18 protein-coding genes are annotated in these 17,826 nt (G+C 64.0%); 13 read left to right on the forward strand and 5 right to left on the reverse strand.

Features of this window, described 5'->3' with window-relative positions:
- Positions 1 to 189: 189 nt before the first annotated feature.
- From Q0030_RS00340 to Q0030_RS00355, 4 genes are read right to left on the reverse strand one after another with little or no spacing between them, the layout of a single operon-like run.
- Positions 190 to 2,100 carry an NAD(P)/FAD-dependent oxidoreductase gene (locus Q0030_RS00340; RefSeq protein ID WP_298361833.1) on the reverse strand — a complete coding sequence of 637 codons (1,911 nt, stop codon included), beginning with the start codon at positions 2,098 to 2,100 and terminating at the stop codon, positions 190 to 192.
- 13 nt (positions 2,101 to 2,113) lie between these two features.
- On the reverse strand, positions 2,114 to 2,887 hold the full coding sequence (locus Q0030_RS00345) for an SDR family oxidoreductase (RefSeq protein WP_298361835.1): 774 nt from the start codon (positions 2,885 to 2,887) through the stop codon (positions 2,114 to 2,116).
- A complete protein-coding gene (locus Q0030_RS00350; RefSeq protein ID WP_298361839.1) occupies positions 2,877 to 3,530 on the reverse strand; it encodes a TetR/AcrR family transcriptional regulator in 654 nt (217 codons plus the stop codon). Before Q0030_RS00350 ends, Q0030_RS00345 begins: the two co-directional genes overlap by 11 nt.
- Positions 3,527 to 5,023 (reverse strand): AMP-binding protein, encoded by a 1,497-nt coding sequence (locus Q0030_RS00355; protein WP_298361842.1) that lies wholly within the window; start codon positions 5,021 to 5,023, stop codon positions 3,527 to 3,529. The genes Q0030_RS00350 and Q0030_RS00355 overlap by 4 nt, the downstream gene beginning before the upstream one ends.
- Positions 5,024 to 5,200: 177 nt before the next feature.
- On the opposite strand from Q0030_RS00355, the gene Q0030_RS00360 reads away from it, so the two are divergent.
- The 7 genes from Q0030_RS00360 to Q0030_RS00390 all read left to right on the forward strand — a co-directional run bounded on the left by Q0030_RS00360 (position 5,201) and on the right by Q0030_RS00390 (position 12,107).
- Positions 5,201 to 6,460 carry an ABC transporter substrate-binding protein gene (locus tag Q0030_RS00360; RefSeq protein ID WP_363323401.1) on the forward strand — a complete coding sequence of 420 codons (1,260 nt, stop codon included), beginning with the start codon at positions 5,201 to 5,203 and terminating at the stop codon, positions 6,458 to 6,460.
- Positions 6,461 to 6,554: 94 nt separating this feature from the next.
- Complete coding sequence (locus Q0030_RS00365) at positions 6,555 to 7,457, forward strand: branched-chain amino acid ABC transporter permease (protein WP_298361849.1); 903 nt, start codon at positions 6,555 to 6,557, stop codon at positions 7,455 to 7,457.
- Entirely contained in the window at positions 7,454 to 8,491 is a 1,038-nt protein-coding gene (locus tag Q0030_RS00370; RefSeq protein ID WP_298361855.1) for a branched-chain amino acid ABC transporter permease, read from the forward strand. The genes Q0030_RS00365 and Q0030_RS00370 overlap by 4 nt, the downstream gene beginning before the upstream one ends.
- Positions 8,488 to 9,279 (forward strand): SDR family oxidoreductase, encoded by a 792-nt coding sequence (locus tag Q0030_RS00375; protein WP_298361863.1) that lies wholly within the window; start codon positions 8,488 to 8,490, stop codon positions 9,277 to 9,279. Before Q0030_RS00370 ends, Q0030_RS00375 begins: the two co-directional genes overlap by 4 nt.
- Before the next feature lie 3 nt (positions 9,280 to 9,282).
- A complete protein-coding gene (locus Q0030_RS00380) occupies positions 9,283 to 10,035 on the forward strand; it encodes an ABC transporter ATP-binding protein (protein ID WP_298361866.1) in 753 nt (250 codons plus the stop codon).
- A complete protein-coding gene (locus Q0030_RS00385) occupies positions 10,032 to 10,748 on the forward strand; it encodes an ABC transporter ATP-binding protein (protein WP_298361869.1) in 717 nt (238 codons plus the stop codon). The genes Q0030_RS00380 and Q0030_RS00385 overlap by 4 nt, the downstream gene beginning before the upstream one ends.
- 21 nt (positions 10,749 to 10,769) lie before the next feature.
- A complete protein-coding gene (locus Q0030_RS00390; RefSeq protein WP_298361872.1) occupies positions 10,770 to 12,107 on the forward strand; it encodes an MmgE/PrpD family protein in 1,338 nt (445 codons plus the stop codon).
- Between the two features lie 16 nt (positions 12,108 to 12,123).
- Here Q0030_RS00390 and Q0030_RS00395 read toward each other — a convergent pair whose 3' ends face one another.
- A complete protein-coding gene (locus Q0030_RS00395; protein WP_298361873.1) occupies positions 12,124 to 13,281 on the reverse strand; it encodes an acyl-CoA dehydrogenase family protein in 1,158 nt (385 codons plus the stop codon).
- Positions 13,282 to 13,476: 195 nt separating this feature from the next.
- Between Q0030_RS00395 and Q0030_RS00400 the strand changes: the two genes are divergently transcribed.
- The 6 genes from Q0030_RS00400 to Q0030_RS00425 are packed head-to-tail and all read left to right on the forward strand — an operon-like array spanning position 13,477 to position 17,766.
- A complete protein-coding gene (locus Q0030_RS00400; protein WP_298361876.1) occupies positions 13,477 to 14,619 on the forward strand; it encodes an acyl-CoA dehydrogenase family protein in 1,143 nt (380 codons plus the stop codon).
- Positions 14,616 to 15,428 carry an enoyl-CoA hydratase/isomerase family protein gene (locus Q0030_RS00405; protein WP_298361881.1) on the forward strand — a complete coding sequence of 271 codons (813 nt, stop codon included), beginning with the start codon at positions 14,616 to 14,618 and terminating at the stop codon, positions 15,426 to 15,428. The genes Q0030_RS00400 and Q0030_RS00405 overlap by 4 nt, the downstream gene beginning before the upstream one ends.
- A 2-nt stretch (positions 15,429 to 15,430) precedes the next feature.
- Entirely contained in the window at positions 15,431 to 16,585 is a 1,155-nt protein-coding gene (locus tag Q0030_RS00410) for a thiolase family protein (protein WP_298361884.1), read from the forward strand.
- Between the two features lie 3 nt (positions 16,586 to 16,588).
- Entirely contained in the window at positions 16,589 to 16,993 is a 405-nt protein-coding gene (locus tag Q0030_RS00415) for a Zn-ribbon domain-containing OB-fold protein (RefSeq protein WP_298361887.1), read from the forward strand.
- Positions 16,994 to 16,996: 3 nt separating this feature from the next.
- Complete coding sequence (locus Q0030_RS00420; RefSeq protein ID WP_298361889.1) at positions 16,997 to 17,380, forward strand: MaoC family dehydratase; 384 nt, start codon at positions 16,997 to 16,999, stop codon at positions 17,378 to 17,380.
- Positions 17,381 to 17,382: 2 nt separating this feature from the next.
- Positions 17,383 to 17,766: a MaoC family dehydratase gene (locus Q0030_RS00425; RefSeq protein ID WP_298361892.1), complete on the forward strand. Its 384-nt coding sequence runs from the start codon at positions 17,383 to 17,385 to the stop codon at positions 17,764 to 17,766.
- The last annotated feature ends 60 nt before the right edge of the window (positions 17,767 to 17,826 follow it).

The following is a 17,826-nucleotide window of genomic DNA, read 5'->3' on the forward strand; positions in this document are numbered from 1 at the left end:
CCATCATGACAGGCGACACTACTAAGCAGAAATAGTCCCAGAGCTCCCGCGAGTATTTTAGGTCGCGGCCAGAGTCGACCCAGACATCGAATACCGTCGGATACAACTCTTTCTCGGCTAGTTTCTTTATTCGATCGGACTCCGATTGGTTCTCGGCATAGATCCGAACGGGGGGCTGATACATGATTTCTATGCCTTCGTTTGGTGATAGTGGCGCAGATCCGGATCATGCGTCTGCCGCCAGTAGTCGACGAACCGCCAGGGCATCGCTGAGAATACCCGGCCGCTTTTGTTGCGGTAGTAGGTGGTCATGCCGGGATGGGTCCAGATCATTGCTTCATGCTCGGCATCGACCTTGCGGACGTAGTCGTCGAGCACATCCTGGCGGACGTCAATCGCCGCGACATTTTGTTCGATCATGTCGACGAGACAGGCGGAAATATAGCGGCTCTGGCATTCCGACTGGAAGATGACGCTGCCGCCATGTGCCGGGCCGGAGTTCGGACCGAGCATGCAGAAGAAGTTGGGAAAGTCAGGCACGGTGAGGCCGAGGAAGGCAGTCGGGTTGTCGTCCGCCCATGTGTCGCGGAGGTTCTTGCCGTCGCGCCCGGTGATGTTGAGCCGGGCCGCCATCTCGGTGACCTTGAAGCCGGTGGCGATGACGATGATGTCGGCGGCGCGCCGCTTGCCGTCCGCAGTCACGATGCCGTCGCGGCTGAGGTGATCGATCGGGTCGGTGACGAGTTCGACATTCGGCTTCGTGAGCGTCCTGAACCAGTTGTTGTCGAGCAGGATGCGCTTGCCGTAAGGAGGGTAGGTCGGCACGCATTTTGCGATCAGATCGGGGCGATCTTTCAATTCCCACAGGATGAAGTCCGTCAGTTCCTGGCGATGCCGGTCATTGCCCTTGTTGACGGAGCGTTCGGGATGCGGCCAGGCCGGGTCCTTGCGCAGGAACGGCAATAGGCCATCGCCATAGCGCCAGAACATGTTGAAGCGATACCACTGCACGTAGAACGGCAGATGCGCGAGCAGCCACCGCGCACCCTCGGTGATCGGGTCTGAATAGCCCTTGACGGGACGAGCCCATTGCGCGGTGCGCTGGTAGACGGTGACGGAAGCGACCCGGTCGGCGATCGTCGGAACGAGTTGCATCGCGGTCGCGCCCGTGCCGATCACGGCGACATGCTTGCCATTGAGCTCAATGTCTTCGGACCACAGTGCCGAATGCAGGATGTGTCCCTTGAAGTCTTCCTCGCCCCTAAAATGCGCGCGCGAGGGATCGTTGAGCTGGCCGATCGCGGAGACCAGGATGGTGGACTCGAAGATTTCCTCGCCGTCTCGGGTCCTGAGTGTCGAGATCCAGCGCCGCTTGCCTTCGTCCCACCGCGATGAGGTTAGCTCAGTGTTGACGCGCAGGTGCTTGCGGATGCCGTATTCGTCCGCAACCTTCTGGAGATAGGCGAGCAGTTCCTCGCGCTGGCAGAAATAGCGCGTCCAGGCATTCCGTGAGCCGAACGAATAAGAATAGGAATGGTTCGGCGTGTCGACGCCGCAGCCAGGGTAGCGGTTGATCCACCAGGTGCCGCCGAGCTCGGCGTTCTTCTCGACAATGGTGTAGGAGATGCCTAGCCGGCCAAGCGCCACGCCGAGCGCAATGGCGCAGACGCCGGCGCCGACGATCAGCACGTGCTGTTGGGCGAGCTTCTCCTCGGAGGGGCGATGGCGCCAGCGCGCCTCGCGCGGCACAAAGCCCATCTCCTCTCGCATCAGCGGCGCATATTCCGGCGCGACGTTCTCGCCAAGGCAGGCGCGCATCATCTTGAGGAGCAGCTCTTCGCCGGGATCGGTGATGACCGGCTGGGACGTGCCGTTGGCAAACAGCTTGACAACCGCCGCACGGATTTCATCCTGGATCTCTCTCGGCACGCCGGCCTCGGGATCGGGAATGAGGCGGATGTCGCGCTTGGGCAGATAGGGCGGCTCGAGCCAGCGCGTAGCGCCGGTCATGTGGACCAGCACCATCAACAGGCAGCGGATGTCGCCCTCGGCAATGGCGGAGGTGAGGTCGAGTTGGTCGCGTGGCAGTTCGATGTTCATGGTGTTATCTTGGCTAAGCAGCCGGCGGCTCAGGTAGTCCGCCATAGGCGTCCCAAGTCGAACCAGCGATGAAGCCGGCATCGACAGGGAGATTGATACCGGTGACGCCGCTCGCGAGCGGTGACAGCAGCCAAGCGATCGCCTGCGCCACCTCAATCGGTTCGACCAGCCGATTCATCGCGGCGTTGCGCGCGAGTCGGTCGGCATTCAATGCGCCCGAGGCGATACCGGCTTCCAGCGCCACGGTGCGGGTGAAGCCGGGGGACACCGCATTGACGCGCACGCCGACGCGGCCCCATTCGGCTGCGAGCGTCTGCGTGATCTGAATGACGCCGGCTTTCGCCGCGGTATAGGCGTGGATCGGGCCTGACGTCATTCCGGCGATGGAGGCGACATTGACGATGGCGCCATGCCGACGTTTCGTCATCTGCTCGCCGACGCTGCGGGCGACCAGGAATGTACCGCGCAGATCAATGTTTATCTCGCGGTCCCAGTTCTCTATCCGCACGTTTTCGACAGGGTGCATCTTGCCAAAAATGCCGGCAGCGTTCACGAGGCCCGTGATCGGGCCGTGCCGCGCCTCTATCTCGGCAATGCCGCTGACAACTACCGGCTCGCTCGCTACGTCGAACGGCGTGGGCCACAGGATCGCATCAGCTCCTTGAGGCTGTTCCGGCGCAATGTCGGTGACGACGACTCGGCTGCCTTGCTCGGCAAGCAGGGAGGCGGTTGCAGCCCCGATGCCGCGGCTCCCGCCTGTGACCAGGATGATGCCATCAGCGCTCATCGGCAAACTCGGATGCATTGAATAACCCGCGCGTCACCAGCTTGCGATAAGCCGAGACGACATGGTCGGGCACGGCGGTCACCCCGGCCGGGGCATAGGAATAGCGGCGGCTCAGATAGCTGCGCGCGCCCATGAAGATGTGCACGATGGCTTCGAACTCCTCGTCGCTGTAGTCGTCGATCACGCCCGCAAGGCGGGCGCGGCGCAGGATGCGGACATAGGCGGTCGAGATGTTGTCGAGGTGCTTCTGGTATCCGGCCGGGGCGAAGAACTCGGCCTCGTTGAGGATGCGCAGGAACTCCGGCACTTCGCGGATGAAATCGAAAAAAGCGGAAAAGCGCTCGATCTCCTGTTTGGCCGCCTCCGCGGAGACGGTGCGCGCGCGGATGAAGTGCACCATGTCGATGCCGATCTTGGGCAGGAGCTGGTCGAGCAGTTCCTGGCGGCTCTCGAAATGATTGTAGAAGGTGCCCTGCGCGACGCCGGCCTCCTCGGTAATGCGGGCAACGGATGCTTCCGCATAACCGTATTTGCCGACGATCTTGGTCGCGGCGTCGAAGATCTTCTGCTTCGTCCAGGCGCTGCGCTCGACTCGGCTGAGCTTTGCGACCTTGCGCGATGCGGCTTCGGACGTTTCCGTCATGCGTCGGCCTCCAGTTCCTTGCGCAGCACACGCTTGAGGATCTTGCCCGAGGGATTGCGCGGCAGGCTGTCACGGACGATGAGCTGCTTCGGCACCTTGAATCCGGCAAGCCGCGCGCGGCAATGCTTCTCCAGATCGGATTGTACAAGCGCCGAGCCCTCCACCAGCACCACGATCGCGACCGGTTTCTCGCCCCAGCGCGCGTCGGGCAGGCCGATGACGGCGACCTCGCGTACCTGCGGCAGCTCGTAGATCACCCGCTCGACTTCCGATGACGCGATGTTCTCGCCGCCGGAAATGATCATGTCCTTCTTGCGGTCGGTTAGATAAAGGAAACCGTCCTCGTCGAGATAGCCGATGTCGCCGCTGCGAAACCAATCGCCGAAAAAGGCGGCAGCTGTCTTGTCGGGGTCCTTCCAGTATCCGCGCGTGATCTTCGGTCCACGGAGGCAGATTTCGCCGTTCTCTCCTGGAGGAAGAGGGGTGCCGGCGTCGTCGCGGATCTCGATTTCGACATGGACAATCGGACGGCCGGTCGATCCGATCTTTTCGATCTCGCAACCCGCCTCCATAAAGGTATCTCCGCCACAAGTCTCGGTAAGGCCATAAGCATCGATATAGCGGGCATTGGTAAAGTACTGCGAAAAGCTTCGGATGCGCGCCTCGGGGGTGCGCTCGCCCCCGCCGATGGCCCAGCACAGACTTGAGACGTCGTAACGGTCGCGGGTCGGGCAGGCGAGCAGGGCGGTGGTCATGACCGGCGCGAGCCAGGCTGCGTTGAGCCTGTCGGCCTCGATCGCCGCGAGCGTCTGCTCGGCATCGAAGTTGCGTTGGATCGAGAGCATCCCGCCTTGCCAGAGGACCGCGATGCCCGGCAGGTCCAGTGCACCGACATGATAGAGGGGGCCGACGACCAAAAGGCGGGTATCGCGGTTCAATCCCAACACCACGGATTGATCGGCGGATTTCCAATACATGTTTTCATAGGACAGCATCACGCCTTTTGGTCGGTCAGTTGTACCGGAAGTGTACATGAGCCGCATCAAATCCGACGGACGGCGATAGCAGGCCGACGCCGGTTTACCCTTGGGCGCAAGGCGCGCCGCGTTGGCCTGCATGGCCTGATCGAGCAGAATAATAGGAGCGGGGCCGGCCGCCGTTGCAGCGAGCTCGTCGTCGGCGATGAGCAGCCGGGCGCCGGAGTTCTCGACAATGTAGGCAACCTCGTCGGCGGACAGTCGAAAATTGATTGGCAGAAAGACCGCGCCGATATGGCTGACCGCGAATGCGATGTCGAGAAAGGCGGCACTATTCTTCATCAGCACCGCGACCACGTCGCCCGGACCGATGCCGCGCGAAGCAAGCCATCCACCGACGATCCGGATGCGATCGAGGAAGGCGGCGTACGAAATCTCCTCGCCGCGGTATTTGAGTGCGCACCTCGCCGGGCTCTGGCGGGCGCGGAACGCAATAAAGCTCGATAAGCCGATCATGGCAGCATCCCGGACCGACGCGGCACAAGCGCGCATCGCCTCCAATGGAGAAATATGAATTACGAGTCGTAATTCATATTTCTCTTGACGTCATCCCCTAATCGCTGAAAAACTTGAACTAACGGGGACGGGCGATCCCCGGCTCGGGTCATTGGCGGAGATGGTTGGGAGGAAACGATGAAGGGTATGTCGAAGCGAGGCGTCAGTCGGCGGAGGGCGCTGACTTTTTTCGGGGCGGGCGTCGTATCGCTCGCAGCGCCTCACGTCGCCCGCGCGGAGGCGAAATCCGTCAAAATCGGCATGCCGACCATTCTGTCGGGTCGGGTCGCCCAACTCGGCACCTCCTCGCGCAACGCCGTGCTGATGGAAGTCGAGAAGGTCAACGCCGCCGGCGGATTGGCCGGCCGGCAGATCGAGATGGTGATTCGCGACTCGAAGGGGCAACCGCAGGAAGCTGCCCGCATCGCGCGCGAGCTCGTCAACATCGACGGTTGCGAGATACTGCTCGACGGCGAAGCCTCGTCGGGATCGTTCGCGGTGCACGAGGTGACACGCGATCTCGGCGTGCTCTGCATCCATACCTGCTCGGAGGCGTCGTCACTGACGGCCGATCCGAAGCAGCACATTCCCAATGCGTTCCGCTGCGTGCGTCAGGGCATTCATGACTCGATCGTCGGCGGAAGCTATGCAGCGTCAATCGCCAAGGCCAAAGGCCTCAATAAATGGGCAACCTGCTCGCCGGACTATGCGTATGGTCGAGACACTACGGCCGAGTTCGCACTTTACCTGAAGCGCTTTGCGCCCGACGTCGAGGTCATCAGCGAGTCCTGGCCGAAGCTGTTCCAGCCCGACTACACCGAAGCAGTGACAAAGATCCTCCATGCCAGGCCGCAAGCTCTTTATTCTTGCCTCTGGGGCGGCGATCTGACGTCCTACATCGATCAGGCCAACATCTACGCGCTGTTTGCCCAGATGGAGGTCTTCGCCGTCAACATGGCGGACTATACCGCGCTCACGGTGGTCAAGAACCTTCCGAAGGGCATTCACTCCGGCAACCGCTACATCAAGACATTCCCGAAGACGCCAGAGAATGCGGCGTGGGGCGATGCCTACCGGGCAAAGTACAACGAGTATCCTACCAACTGGTCGTGGCAGAACGCGACCGCGGTGATGCTGCTCGCCGAGGCCGTGAAGAAAGCCAATACCACCGACGGCCAGAAGGTTGCAGAGGCCCTAAAGGGGCTGACGATCAAATGCCCATTCGGCGCAGACGGAACCGTCACGATGCGTGCCGACGATCACACCCTGATCGGCTACGCGATCGGGTGGGGCACCACGATCCCGCAAGAGCCCTACGTGCCGGAGCTCAAGGCCGGCGACTGGAAGACCATTCTCGAACTCGAAGCCGAGTGGAAGAAGAGCAAGGGCTACACCTAACCGTAATCGTTGAAGGCGGCGCGGGCCGTCTTCGTTGATCGCCGAGTGGCTTTTCGCGTGCCTCATGTCGGCGCGCAAGCAAGGGAATGCTGCCTTGGACCTCTATGCACTCGCCGGCTGCCTCGGCAGCCCCGCTTGCCTGGTGACCCAAACCACCAGTGGACTCATCATTGGCATGCTGTTGTTTCTGGTCGCCGCCGGGTTGACGCTGATCTTCGGCGTCCTCAAGGTCGTGAATTTCAGTCACGGCGCCCTCTATATGTTCGGCGCCTATTTCGCGATGACGACCTATCAGCTCACGGGCAACTTCGCGCTCGCGACGCTGTGCGGGGCCGCCGGCACCGCCATTATCGGGCTGATCTTCGAACGCGTCTTCATGAGCCGCGTCTACGGCGCCAACGTGCTGATGCAGCTTCTGGTCTGCTACGCCTTCGTCCTGATCTTCGACGATGTCGTACGCCTGATCTGGGGTCCCGAGTTCAAGTCGATGGGGATGCCGGCAACCTTCCAGGTGGCCCCATTCTTTATTGCTGGGGGCGCGGTGCCGCCGTATTACCTTTTGCTGATCGGGGTGGCGCTCGCTGCCGCCGTCGTGCTCGGCTTCGGCCTGGCGCGTACCCGTATCGGCAAGGTGATCCGCGCAGCCGCGCATAATCCCGCCATGGTGTCCGCGCTCGGTATCAATACCGCGCTGATCAATGGCGCCGTGTTCGCGCTCGGCGGCCTGCTGGCGGGATTGGCAGGCGCGCTCGCAGCGCCGGTGCGGTCGTTGACACCAGGAATGGGATTCTCCGTTCTCATCGAATCCTTCATCGTCACCGTGATCGGCGGCATGGGCTCGATCCTCGGCGCGCTGATCGGCGCGCTGCTGCTCGGCCTGATCCGCTCGTTCGGTTCGCTTGGCTTCCCGCTGTTCACCGAAGGATTGATGTACCTGTTCATGGTGATCATGCTGGCGTCCCGGCCTACGGGCCTGTTCGGCAAAGAGGTCGCATGACCGAGCTGCAAGCCGATCGTCCCACGGGCACCCTGAGCGCACCGCGATTTCAGGCGGAAGCGAAGCGTTCGCGGTATCTCGACCTCTCGGTGGCGCTGGCCACTTTCGCGGTGCTGGCAATCCTGCCGTTCGTTTCGGGCAGCAAGGCGCTGCTTGACTTCGTAATCCGGTGCTCGGCTTACGGCCTGTTTACCACCTCGCTCAACCTGTTGATCGGCTACACCGGCATGATCTCGTTCGGGCATGGAATGTTCTTCGGCATCGGAGCATATAGTTTCGGGCTGATCATGCAGCGCGTCGGTGTGCCGATCCCGGTTGCTTTCGTGGCGACGCTTGCGATCACCGCCGTCATCGCGGCCGTCATCGGTGCGATCTGCGTGCGGCTGAAGGAGATCTATTTTGCCTTCGTCACGCTCGCCTTCCAGATGCTGATCCATTCGACGATCTTGTCCTGGGCCTCGTTCACCGGCGGCGACCAGGGCCTGCGCGGCGGCCTTCCACGCCCGCCGTTTCTGGGCATCGACCTGTCAAACCAGTTGCATCTCTACCTTGCGAGCTGCGCGCTCCTGGTGGTCGGCCTCCTGGCGATGCGGCAGATTGCGCAATCGCCGTTCGGCTATACGCTACGCATGATCCGCGACAACCCGGCGCGAGCGAGCTTCATCGGGGTCGAGGTCTGGCGCGCCAAGCTGACGATCTTCGTGCTGGCGGCCCTGTTTGCGTCGATGGGCGGAATGGTAATGGCGTTGTTCGTGTCGGGCGCCTATCCCGAATTCGCCTACTGGACGATTTCGGGTGAGGCGATCTTCATCAACATGCTCGGCGGCGTCACGACGTTCCTGGGGCCGATGGTCGGAACCGTGTTGCTATTGATCCTCAACGACACCGTGACCCGCTTGACCGAGTACTACGGCATCGTGCTTGGCATCGTGATTCTGTTCTTCGCCATCGGCCTGCGCAAAGGCCTGATGGATTTCGTGGTCGAGCGCATTGCCGCGCGAAACGACCGCGCGGGCAAGAGAGGGCGAACATGAGCCGGAGCGAAGCGAAACCAGGCCGTATTGCTGTGGTGACCGGAGGGGCGAGCGGCATCGGCGAGGCCTGCGCTCGGCAATTCGTCGCCGAAGGCTATGCCGCTGTTCTCGTCGATCGCGACGTCACCAAGGCACAAGCCGTCGCCGCGCGTATTGGCGGTCGTGCATATGCGGCCGACGTGGCGGATAGCCAGCAGACGGAGAAGTGCGCCGAATCTATTGAGCGTGATTGCGGGCCAGTCGATGTGCTGGTCAACAGCGCCGGCATCATCCAGGCGCCGGTTCGTCCGCACGAACTGCCGATCAGCGCGTGGGACGACGTGGTCCGCATCGACCAGCGCGGAACCTATGTCGCGAGTCTCGCCTTTGCCAGGCGCATGATCGAGCGCCAGCGTGGCAGCATCGTCAACATCGCATCGATCGCCGGAATGCGGTCGATGCCGCTGCACGCCTATGCGCCGGCGAAGGCTGCGGTGATCGCCATGACCGAATGCCTTGCCGCGGAATGGGGTCCGTCCGGCATCCGGGTCAACGCGGTCTCGCCGGGCTACACGCTGACGCCGGCGTTGAAGCTCGCGATCGACCGGGGTGAGCGCGACACGCGGGCGCTCACATCCAACGCGGCACTCGGACGATTGGTTGATCCCGACGAAATCGCGCGCGTGGTGGTCTTCCTGGCTTCCGACGCAGCATCCGCAATGACGGGCGTCAACGTCCCGGTGGATTGCGGCTGGCTTGCAGGCACGTCGTGGAGCACCTATGGCGGGCTGAGGGGAGCTGCGGTCTGAGCCATGCTTTCGATCCAGCATCTCACGAAATCGTTCGGCGGGCTGAAAGCGACCGACGATGTCTCGTTGGACTTTCCCGGCGGCTCGCTGACCGCCGTGATCGGTCCGAACGGTGCGGGGAAGAGCACCTTCTTCAACCTGATCAGCGGTGCCTTGACGCCCGATGGCGGAAAGATTCTGCTTGATGGTGCCGATCTCGCCGGGCGCTCGCCGCCCGAAATCATGCGCCGGGGCATCGGCCGCGCGTTCCAGGTCGCCAGTATCTTCCCGACGCTGACGGTGCAGGAGACCATGCTGGCGGCCGTGTGCGCCGATCAGCGCCGCAACAGCATCCTGCATCGGCGCTTTCCGCTGGTGGAGACCCGCGACCGCGCCGAGCATGCCATGGAGATGCTTGGGCTCGCCAGCAAGCGGCACCGCGTCGCGGCGACGCTGTCGCATGGCGACCAGAAATTGCTCGATATCGCCCTGGCGCTGGTGCTCGATCCGAAGGTACTGCTGCTCGACGAGCCTACGGCCGGGATGGGCCCCGAAGAGCGCTGGCGCATGATCGAGAAGGTGCACGAGCTCTGGGAAAAACAGAAGATCACCGTTGTGTTCATCGAGCACGACATGGACATCGTGTTCAAGATCGCGCCTTCGATCGTCGTCCTATGCTACGGCCGCATCCTTGCAACTGGAACGCCGGACGCAATCCGCAGCGATAACGCGGTCATCGATGCCTACCTCGGCACCGAAGAGGGCGGTGCGGCATGAGTGAGCAACCGACCATCGAGGCCAGCGACCTCGACGTCTATTATGGGACCAGCCAGATCCTGTTCGGCGTCGGCCTTTCGGTACAGAAGGGCGACACGATGGCGCTACTCGGCCGCAATGGCGCCGGCAAATCGACCACCATGAAAGCGATCATGGGCCTCGCGCCACCGCGGCGCGGCTCGGTCAGCATGCGCGGCAGGGTGATATCGGGACTGAAGCCCCACCACATCGCGCGTGCCGGGTTGGGCTTCGTGCCTGAAGACCGTCAGGTCTTTCCGGAGCACACGGTCGAGGACAATCTCCTCATCGGCCGGAAGAAGGGGCCGGACGGCGAGGACGAATGGTCGCTCAAGCGCATTTATGAGGTTTTCCCGCTGCTGGAGCCGCTGCGGTATCGCATCGCCGGGAGGCTGTCGGGCGGCGAGCAGCAGATGCTCGCGATGGCCCGCACGCTGATGGGCAATCCGGCGCTGTTGCTGCTGGACGAGCCGAGCGAAGGGCTTGCGCCGATCATCGTGCAGCGGATCGCCGAATTGCTGCAGCAGCTCAGGAGCATCGGGGTAACGATCCTGATCGCCGAGCAGAACATGCATTTTTGCCTTGGCCTCGCCAACCGTGCGACGGTGATCGACAAGGGTCAGATTGTCTACAGCGCTTCGATCGAGGAGTTGAAGCGCAATGACGAGGTTCGCCAGCGCTACCTGGCGCTGTGATCGATCGGGGGGACGAACGAGATGCCGACGCTCAGCCAACAGATTGCGGACTTCACCTCCCAGCTTTCGCTCACCAATCTGCCTCCGGAGGTCAACGAGAAGGCACGAACCTGCGTTCTCAATGCCTTCGGCATGGGATTGAACGGCCTGGACACGCCGTATGCTCGGGTGGCGCGCGAAGCTGTGCTCGCAACCGATGGACAGCTGCACGACGGGGCGACGCTGTTCGGCGATGGGCGGCGCACGACGATCGGCGGCGCCTGCATCGCCAATTCGGCGCTGTTCCACGGGCGCGCGCAGGAGGACACCTGCGGCGCCGCGCATTTCGGCACGGTGCTCATTCCGATGCTCGCCGCGATGATCGAGGTGCAGGGCTATCCGCTCGATCGGCTGATCCCGGCGCTCGTCGCCGGCTACGAGGCGGGCGGCCTGCTGGAGAATGCCTTTGCGGGCAGGACGACTCCGCAGGGCTTCCGATCGACGGCTACTTACGGCGCCATCGCCGCTGCGGCGGCCGCTGCGCGGCTGATGGCGCTCGATGCCGCAACCACCGCGGCGGCGATCTCCAATGCGGCTTCCTTCAGCGGCGGCGTATTGCAGTCTTTCGCCGACGGCACCGACGAATGGCGCTATCAGCCCGGCATGGTTGCACGCAACGGACACGCCGCGGCTGCGCTCGCCCGCGCCGGTTCGGTCTCCGCGCCGCTCGCGCTGGAAGGCAAGGTGGGATTCGCCAGGAGCTTTGCCGGCACCGCGGCGCCGGAAGACCTGGCCGCATCCCTGGGCCGCGATTGGGCGACGTTGCGGGTCACCTTCAAGCCGTACCCGGTCTGCGCCTTCAACCAGACGCCGGTGACCGCGGCGCTGCATCTGCGCAAGCAGCTCGGCACGACCGTACCTAGCGCCGTGCGGGTGCGCATGAACCCCTATGAGACGGGCTACGCGGGAATGGATGCGGTCGGTCCGTTCAACTCGATTTCCGGCACGCTGATGAGCATTCCCTTCTGCATCGCGACCACGCTCGTTCATGGCGTGCCCGACATGGCGCGCATGACCACCTATGACGATCCCAAGGTTGCGGATCTGATCCGGCGGACCACGCTGGTCAGCGATCCCGCGGTCCCCACGCTCTGCGCAGTGATCGAGGCAGAGACGGCTTCCGGCACCGTGGTTCGGGAGCAGCGCATGACTCCTGCGGACTACTCTTTCAGCCGCGATGCCGTCTCGGAAATGCTGCGGCGGATCGGTCGCGAGCAGAAGGTGGCGCCGGCCGCATTCGATCGCATCGAACGCTTCGTCGACCGGCTGCCCGACGGTGCCATTGCCGACGCCGTCGGAGCTTTCGCTTTGGTGCAGTGAGCGGCTGCGCCTGCGATCAGTTGCAGGGCAGGCCCATCTCGCGGGCAATCGCGCGGAGCTGGATCTCCCAGCTTCCGACCGTGACGGGTGCGACCATGGCGTCGAGCGCCAGGCGCATCGCCGGCAGTTCCTCGGTCAGTCCCCAGCCGCCGCCGATATGCAGCGCCGTCTGCGTCACGCGCACCACGGCCTGGGTCGCCAGCAGTTTCGCGGTAGAGACATCGAGGATCACGTCCTTCAGCGGAACGTCGGAATCGTAGCGTTCGGCGGCGTGATAGGTCAGGTGACGCGTCGCCTCGACATCGACATGGGCCTGCGCCAGCGAGAAGGCGATCGACTGGTTGGCGCCGATCGGTCGGCCGAACTGCTGCCTTGTCGTCGCGTAGTCCCGCGCCCAGTTCAGCGCGGCCTGCATGTGGCCGAGCCAGCGCGCGGCGACCATGATGCGCTCGCGGTTGAATCCGGTCATGATCTCCTTGAAGCCGGCATCGAGCCGGCGCCGCTCGGGCACGCGCACATTGTCGAACTGCACCCGGTAGGTCGGCGCCGGACGGTTCACATAGGTCTCGATCTGGCTGCAGGTCACGCCCGGACTGCGGCGATCGATGGCGAAGAACTGCATGCCGTGGCGGCCGCGGCTGGTGTCGGTCTGCGCCAGCGTCACCAGCACTTCGCTGTCGCCTCCCAGCGTGATGAAGGACTTCAGCCCGTCGACGATCCAGTCGTCGCCGTCCCGCCGCGCCCTCGTCTTGACGTTCTGGACGTCGTTGCCGGCTTCCGGCTCGGTCACGGTGATCGCCACCAGGCAGTTGCCGGCGATGACCTCGCGCGCGATGTTCCGCTGCTCGGGAGAGCCGTAGTCGTAGAGGATCGAGCCCGCGACATTCTGCACCAGCACGGACACGGCGAGGTTGGGATTGACCTTCGACATTTCCTCCATGGCGATGGCCTCTTCGTAGGCTCCGAGGTCGGACCCGCCGATGTCTTCCGGTGCGGTGATGCCGATCAGTCCGGCGCGCGCGCAGGCCGCATAGAAGTCCCGCGGAAATATCTTGTCCCGGTCGGCCGCGCGCCAGCGCGGTCCGATCTCGGCTGCGGCAAAGCGCGCGCACATGTCGCGAAACTGCGCCCGGTCGACGGTCTTCAGCGGACAGCGTGTTTTCTTCTGGTTCATCGTTCGATCCTGATTGTCGGTGAAGGGGCTTTCGCCGCTCCGTAGCGAGCGAGGATGTTGACACGGGGCGGAGCCATCGCCTATCAATATTTTCAGAAGAGAACATAATTCTCGATAGAGAATTTATCGAACAGCTCCGCGGGCGCGACGGAACGCAAGTCGCAGGCGGAGAGCCCGCAGGGAAGGAAAGGCCCGATGGACTTCGAGTTTTCGCCTCAGCAGCAGCAGGTGCGGGACACCATCGTGCGCTTCGTCGCGCAGGACATGGCGCCGCTCGTGTCCGAGGCCGAGGAGAGCGAGGTATTTCCGCGCGAGCTGTTCCGCAAATGGGGCGAGCTCGGTCTGCTCGGCGTGCGCTATTCGGAAGCGGATGGCGGCTCCGGCTTCGACAAGGTCAGCGACTGCATCGTTCGTGAGGAGATGAGCCGGGTTTGCCAGGCTTTTGCATCGTCATGGTCCGCGCATACGCATCTCGCGCTGTGGCCGATCTGGCGCGCGGGAACGGAGGCGCAGAAGGCGCGCTTCTTCAAGCCTGGGCTTGCAGGCGAGAAGATCGGCGGCTTCGGCCTGTCGGAGCCCGACGGCGGCTCGGATGTGCGCAGCATGAAGACGCGCGCCGAGAAGGTCGAGGGCGGCTGGCGCCTCAACGGCTCGAAACTGTACATCACCAACGCGCCGCTGGCTGACTTCCTGACGGTTGCGGCGCGCACCAAGGCCGAGCACACGGCGGATGCCATCAGCCTGTTCCTGGTCGAACTGCCCAATCCCGGGTTTTCGATCAGCAAGCTCAGGAAGGAAGGCATCCGTTCGTCGGAGACCGGCCTGATCCACATCGAGAATGCCTTCGTCCCCGATGATTGCCTGCTCGGCGGCGAGGTCGGCACCTACGGCATCGTGCTGGAGTCGCTCTCGGAGAACCGTATCGGGGTGTCCGCCAATTGCATCGGCATGGCGCGCGGCGCGTTCGATGCCGCGCTCGACTTCGCCAGGACCAGAATAGTCAGAGGCAAGCCGATCATCGAATACCAGGCGATCGCGCACAAGCTCGCCGACATGGCCGCGGATATCGAGGCGGCCAAATGGTTCGTCTACTACGGCGCCTGGCGGGTGGATCAGGGAACCATCGACGGTGCGACCGCCGCAAAGGTGAAGCTCGTCGCATCCGAGATGGCGGTCCGCGTCACGGAGGCCGCGATCCGGATTCTCGGCGGCGCCGGCATCATGTGTGAATATCCGGTCGGCCGTTTCCATCGCGACGCCCTGGTCTATGTGATCGGCGAGGGGACGTCCGAGATCCAGCGCAACATCATCTCGCGCGAATTGAGGGCGGCACGATGACGTACAAGGCCATTCGCTTCGGCATCGAGGACGAGATCGCGCGGCTGGTCCTGAACCGGCCGGAGCAGCGCAACGCGCTCGACCTGGACATGCGCGACGATATCGAGCGTGCCGTGCGCGAGCTGCGCACCAGGGGCGGTGCCAAGGCGCTGGTCATCACCGGCGCGGGAGGCGCGTTCTGTGCCGGCGGCGATCTGCGTGCGCTGTCGGAGGGGCGCCGCCCGACGACGGCCAATCGCGAGCGCATCCGTCGGCTGCATGTCTGGTTCAGCGAATTGCTCGACCTGGAGATGCCGGTCATTGCGGTGGTCGATGGGCCGGCGTTCGGCGCGGGCTTCAATCTGGCGCTGGCGGCCGATTTCATCCTGGCGACGCCGCGGGCGCAGATGTGTGCCGTGTTCGTCCGGATCGGCCTCGTGCCGGATCTCGGCGGTCTGCAGCTCCTGCCGCGCATCGTCGGCCTGCAGCGCGCCAAGGAGATCATTTTTTCGGGCCGCGTGGTCGGCGTCGAGGAAGCGCTGAGCCTCGGCATCGTTCATCAGATCGTGCCGCAGGATGACCCGCTGGCGACCGGCGTCGCCTTCGCGCAGCGCTTCAGGAACGCGCCGACCGACGCCATCGGCATGGCCAAGACCATCCTGAACCAGTCCTTCAACCTCGACCGCCACGCGCTGGCGGAGATGGAGTCCTACGCGCAGGCGGTCGCGCTCGAGACGCCGTATCACCAGGCGGCGGTCGCCGACTTCCTGTCCAAGAAGCCGCTCGGATTCGTCTGGGAACGGTTCGGCGATAACGCGAAAGAGAAGTGATCATGGCATCGAAGGCAGTCATCACGGGCGCAGCCGACACTGCGGTCGGCAAGCTCGAAGGCTCGACGTCGCTCGGGCTGCAGGCGGAGGCGGCCGCCGCGGCCGTGGCCGATGCCGGCCTGTCCCTCGGCGACATCGACGGCGTGCTGTGCGGCTATTCGTTCACGGAGCCGCACCTGATGCTGTCGTCGGTCGTGAGCGAGTTCTTAGGCATCATGCCGTCCTATTCGATCGCGGTGCAGGCAGGCGGCGCCACGGCTTGCGCCCAGGTCATGCAGGCGGCGGCGCTGGTCGAGGCGGGAATTTGCCGGCATGTCCTCGCCGTCTGCGGCGACAATCGCCTGACCGGTATGTCGCGCGACAAGGCCGTCGCCGCGCTGTCCGAGGTGGGGCATGCGCAGTTCGAGCGGCCTTACGGCATCAGCGTGCCCTCCGCCTATGCGCTGGTGGCGCAGCGCTACATGTACGACTATGGCGTGACGCTCGAGCACCTTGCCGGCGTCGCGGTCGCGCATCGCAAGCACGCCATGCGCAATCCGAAGGCGCAGATGCGCCAGCCGATCACGCTGGAGGACGTCGCCAAGTCGAAGCCGATCTCGACGCCGCTGCGGCTGCTCGACTGCTGCCTGATCTCCGACGGCGGCGCCGCGGTCGTCGTCAGCGCGGCGGACGCCGCAAAGGACACGCGCAAGCGGGGCATCGACATTCTCGGCACCGGTCAGATGAATACCCATGAGCACATCGTGGCCTCGCCCTCGCTCACCGATTTCGGCTGCAAGCAGTCGTCGGCGCAGGCGTTCGGACGCGCCGGCGTCAAGCCTGCGGATATCGATGTCGCCGAGATCTACGACAGCTTCACCATCACCCTGCTTGCGGAGCTGGAGTCGATCGGCTTCTTCGCGCGCGGCGAGGCGGGGCCTGCGATCCTGTCCGGTGCGCTCGACCTCGACGGCCGTCTGCCGTGCAACACCCATGGCGGGCTGCTCTCCTATGCGCATTCGGGCGCGGCCGGCGGCATGTTCCATGTCGTCGAAGCGGTTCGGCAGTTGCGCGGCGAGGCCGACGGGCGGCAGGTCGCCGATCCCGAACTGGCCTTCGTCCATGGCGACGGCGGCATCCTTTCCGCCCATTGCTCGCTGGTGCTCGGAAGGAACTGATCGATGTCGAAGCCGCTTCCACAACCCAATGCCGTCACGCAGCGCTTCTGGTCGGGCTGCAGGGATGGACATTTCGAATTCCAGAGCTGCGGCAAGTGCGGCCACCATCAGTTTCCGCCGCGGCTCACATGCACCGCATGTCACGCCGCGGAGCTGGACTGGCGCCGGTCCAGCCGGCGAGGGGCCGTCTATTCCTTCACGGTCGTGCACCGGGCACCGCTCGACTCGTTCAAGGCCGATGTGCCGTACGTCATCGCCATCGTCGCGTTGGAAGAGGGCGTGCGCGCGATGATGAACGTCCGCGGGACTGACCCCGCGAGCGTCTCGATCGGGATGCCGGTCGAGATCTTCTTCGAACCCACGGACGGAGGCGAGTATCCGCTGCCCCAGGCGAGGCGGAGGGGCTGACGGATGTTTCTGTTCGAGACCTTCGAGCCGGGCAAGACGATCGGCAGCAGGACGCTGACGTTGAGCGCCGAGCTTCTGCAGCGATGGCTGACGCTGTTTCCGGACGACCACGATGGCGAGCGCATGCCTCCCGGCATGACCGCGGCGGTCTATAGCCGCGCCTATTCCGACATCCTCCAGCCGCGGCCGCCCGGCAACGTGCACGGTCAGCAGCTTTTCACGATCGCGAAGCTGCCCGTGGTCGGCGATACCCTGGTCACGGAGCTGCGTTGTGAGGGCAAGGAATTGAAGGGCGAGCGCCGCTGGGTCCGGTTCGCTTCCGAGACCCGACGGCAGGACGGCACGCTGATGTTCTCCGGGCTGATGACCACGCTATGGGCGAAGTGATCATGTCCGGTTTCGATCGCACCGAGCTCGTCAGGGTCAGCAAGACCATCGATCGTCCAGCCATTCGGCTTTACGCAGAGATCACCGACGATTTCAACCCGATCCATGTCGATCCGGATTTTGCGGCGACGACGCCGATGCGGGGCATCATCGCGCACGGGATGTTGTCGCTCAATCTGATCTGGCAGTCGCTGCGGGCGACCTATGGTCCGGGCGCGGCGCAAGGCGCCCGGCTCGAGGTGCGCTTCGTTCGCCCGGTGCGGGAGAACGATACCGTCTCGGCCGGCGGCCGGATCAAGGATGCCGGCGGCAGGCTCTACGACGTCGTGGTCGAAAATCAGAACGGCGAACCGGTGATCACCGGAACGCTCACATTGGGAGCCTGAGGCGCTGACCTGTTCATTGAAGGGGACAGCAAGTCCCCGTGAACGTTGTTGGGAGGAATG

Origin of the sequence: uncultured Bradyrhizobium sp. (genome assembly GCF_947648125.1) — a bacterium.
In the GTDB taxonomy this organism is placed as follows: Bacteria; Pseudomonadota; Alphaproteobacteria; order Rhizobiales; family Xanthobacteraceae; genus Bradyrhizobium.